Here is a 2,565-nt window from a genome sequence, read left to right as displayed (position 1 = left end):
GCTGTAAATATAGCAAGTATTTTGCATAGGCAGTCTTTCAGACTGCGAACTATCCATCCCCGAACTAGAAGTACGGGGCTTTCCGCTCAATTTGGTAAACAAAGTTCACACCGCTGGCGATGTTTTCTGGATAATTGTGAACCAAATCAAACTTTGCTGGTCTGAAGATTTAGAAAATTCAGAAAACAAATTATTGATGGAATGAATGATGCTGCCATGGATGTCCCGCGCTACTCTCTTTAACCTGTTCAGTCGCACCGTTCCGGAAACAGATGTTTCCTCTAATGTGCCCACTTCGGGTTTGAGCAATCAAACGGCTCGATCGGGTGGGTCCTCCGGTTGCTCTTTACACCAGCGGCACATCACTTCCACTCTCGACCAGCGTCGTGAATGGGTATCCCGGGTTCAGAATGCAATAGGCAATATTGACATTCCATTTGGTAATAAATTGCTGCGAGAACAGATAGATAAAGCCCAGTATGATCTTAAAAGGTTGAGTAAGGACCATCCCGGGGACAATCAAAGATTCTATCTGTCTTCCTTGCAAGCACTGATCAAAACCCTTGTCAGCGATATTACCCTTCCCGAAAATATTTCCGTTCTGCAAACGCTGGCTGATTTGGGGCTGGGACTTGATGCTGATTGGATGATTTGTACAATCAATATACCTCCCCAATTACTAAAGCAACTCTTGGGTAACACACGCCATGAAACAGTGCTGAGACTTCTTGGCAACCTTGCCAAAACAATGATGTGCAGGGCTGATCCGGACTTTATGGCAATATTGGACAGATACCTGACCCCGAGGCAACTGCAGAAAACAGCCCGGGAGCTTATGAGTGAGATGGCACAACAACGTTGCCCTCGTCTAACAAAAATTAATCAATCTCTTCGGATTTCCGATGGCTCAGCGCCCTATCTGATAACCGCTATTTTCGAATCACTGGACATCAGACATGGCGACCTTCAGACGTCACAGGATTTCTGCCAGACCATCACCACGGCACTGGGTTCAGAGTTTTTCATATTGCAACTTTGTATGCTGGAGGTGAATGCCCAAAGGCATGAAAAGCTGATTCTGGAAGCACTGAAAAAGCTGGATCATCAGGAGCGGGAACAGCTTCTGGTCTGTGCCTTTATCCTGGGCCAGCGGGAATTTTTCAAGCGGTTGCTGGCAGGCGCCTTACCCACAATTCTTAATCAGACATTTAATAACGGCAGTAATATTCTGCACCTTATGGCGACAGCACTTCCGAGCAGTTACTCTAACGGCGAATTATGCAGATATCACTGTCTGGAGGCTTATCTCCCCCGTTATGACCAGCTGTTTGAATATCTGCCCGCCAGAATTCTGGCTAATCAACAGGACCACAGCGGCGCAACACCGCTGTTGCTTTTATACCGACATCACTGTGCGCAATTAGCCTCAACACACCTATCCGGAAAGGATGACAGTCAACTGGCCAGAACCCGGCGCAGCGCTCTGATCAAGCTAACCACTTCTGGCCATCTCATTGATTGTATGAAGGAACATTTAGACGGAAAACGCCCTTTGAATGTCAACTGGTTTACTGAGTTCCTGCAACTGTTTAAATCCCTGCCGCCGTCTACTTTCAAAGCAGTCAGCTTGCGCTCTGCTGAGTATTCATACGGCGCACAACTACGACACCCCCCCCCCGCCCCGTGCAACACAGTCACTTCAGCCTGTTATCAACTATTTTGAGCATCACACAGACGTTTTACGGGATGAGCAGCAAACACTGGAATTAATCAGGTTAATACATCAGAACGGGTTACCGGTTGAATATGCTGCGCAGGTGCTCCGGGTTGTCTCTCCGGACATGCAAAAAAAACTACTTGAGCACCTGTCAGCAACACCTGATGATCGCGACTCACTGTTTATTGAACGGCGCTGCGACCTATATTATCGCAATAAGTTCTATCCATGGCATCTGATTGCCCTTGGGGTTGGTGCCGGGTGTGCACTTAATCCAGACAGGTTTTATAGCGAATGTTTCCTCCGGGAGGTGGCTGAATTTAACAGGAAACACCCAAAAGAGACGGTGCCGGAAATGTCCGGGCTTTGGGAAGCGGAGTTGATCAACAGCGGGAATATTGAAATTTACGGTCGCAGTCTGGCTTTTCCTTCCGCAGAGGTACCTCAGGGTTATCGCCGTTTCAAGTTTCTGAAACAACAGCCTGGTTCCACAGAAGACTGGCATGATTTTGTCCGCGAACAGCCACAAGTGGATTTTTTTCGAACGCATAAAGCTGAGCTGGGCCTTGAAAGCACACTGCTGAAACCACGGGGCATCTATCGTCTGAGCAATGCCCTGAATAAGCTCAAAGCCTGCAGATTACCTGATGAAACCCTGGCAACCATTGCCCTGGAGCCAGATGGTTCGGCACTGCTACAAGTCTTTGATGATGAAAAAAACTCCCAACTGTATCACCACTATCCTTATGAAACGGAAGGAGTGGCAGGGCTCTCAGTGCAGGCATCGTTTGAGGGCCTCAGGCTGTTTGCCAGAGATGCGGGTCGTCTCTGGCAACACAATTTTCAGG

2 protein-coding genes are annotated in these 2,565 nt (G+C 48.0%); both read left to right on the top strand.

Annotation, left to right across the window (positions count from 1 at the left end; genetic code table 11):
• Positions 1-205: 205 nt before the first annotated feature.
• Positions 206-1,723, top strand: a complete 1,518-nt coding sequence (locus KDK17_RS04490) for a hypothetical protein (RefSeq protein WP_257287445.1) — start codon at positions 206-208, stop codon at positions 1,721-1,723.
• Positions 1,724-1,841: 118 nt separating this feature from the next.
• On the top strand, positions 1,842-2,565 hold a 724-nt coding region (locus KDK17_RS04485; protein WP_257287444.1), incomplete at its 3' end, for a hypothetical protein.

This window comes from Endozoicomonas sp. SESOKO2 (genome assembly GCF_024606245.1).
GTDB lineage: Bacteria > Pseudomonadota > Gammaproteobacteria > Pseudomonadales > Endozoicomonadaceae > Endozoicomonas_A.
This window is presented reverse-complemented; position numbering and strand designations above follow the sequence as displayed.

Coding starts and splice junctions, on each gene's coding strand:
- KDK17_RS04490 (WP_257287445.1), top strand. CDS start 206: ATGATGCTGCCATGGATGTCCCGCGCTACTCTCTTTAACCTGTTCAGT.